The organism is Brevundimonas balnearis, assembly GCF_042434805.1.
Lineage (GTDB): Bacteria > Pseudomonadota > Alphaproteobacteria > Caulobacterales > Caulobacteraceae > Brevundimonas > Brevundimonas balnearis.
Genome location: NZ_JBHLSW010000008.1, coordinates 1 through 847, shown reverse-complemented (window position 1 = coordinate 847; position 847 = coordinate 1). Strand labels below are relative to the sequence as shown.

Annotated in this window: 1 pseudogene; it reads right to left on the bottom strand. The window is 64.3% G+C overall.

Going from position 1 to position 847, the window contains the following annotated elements:
* Positions 1 to 12: 12 nt before the first annotated feature.
* Positions 13 to 785 (bottom strand): annotated as a pseudogene (locus ACFFGE_RS12455) (IS5 family transposase).
* Between the last annotated feature and the right edge of the window lie 62 nt (positions 786 to 847).

Sequence of the window (847 nt, the reverse complement as noted above, 5' to 3'; positions counted from 1 at the left end):
TAGGCTCAGGACTCATAGCCAGAACAGGACGGTGGCGGCGAGGGCTATGGCGGACAGGAAGACGGTCGGACAGCGATCGTAGCGGGTGGCGACCCGGCGCCAGTCCTTCAGGCGTCCAACATGATTTCGATCCGGTTTCGCCGCTTGTAGCGTCGCTTGTCGTAGCGGATGGGTTCGGTGCGGGTTTTGCGGCCTGGGATGCACGGCGTGATCCCCTTGGCCTGCAAGGCGTCCCGGAACCAGTCGGCGTCGTAGCCCCGGTCTCCCAGCAGCCACTGGGCGCGTGGCAGGCTGTCCAGGAGAGCGGCAGCGCCGATGTAGTCGCTGACCTGACCCGCTGTCATGAAGAGGCTGATGGGCCGCCCGTTCCCATCGGTCACGGCGTGCAGCTTGGTGTTCATGCCGCCTTTCGTGCGTCCCGCCTTTCGTGCGTCCGATCAGTCGCCCGAGACCCCCTTTTTTACCCGCAGGCTCGAAGCCGTGCGGTGCGCCTTCAGATAGGTCGCGTCGATCATGACCGTGCGGCGTTCGGTCTGAGCCCCGGACAAGCCCTCCATCATCCGGATGAAGACGCCAGCCTCACTCCATCGCTTCCAGCGGTTGTAGAGGGTCTTGTGCGGTCCGTAGGCCGCCGGCGCATCTCGCCAGCGGAGGCCGTTGCGGTTGACGAAGATGATCCCGCTCAACACCCGGCGGTCGTCAACGCGCGGCTTGCCGTGGCTCTTGGGGAAGAAGGGCTCCAGCCGAGCCATCTGCTCGTCCGTCAGCCAATACAGGTCGCTCATATCCAGACTCCTCAGGAGCCTGAATCAGATCGAACGCCTCACATCAATGGGGCCTGAGCCTA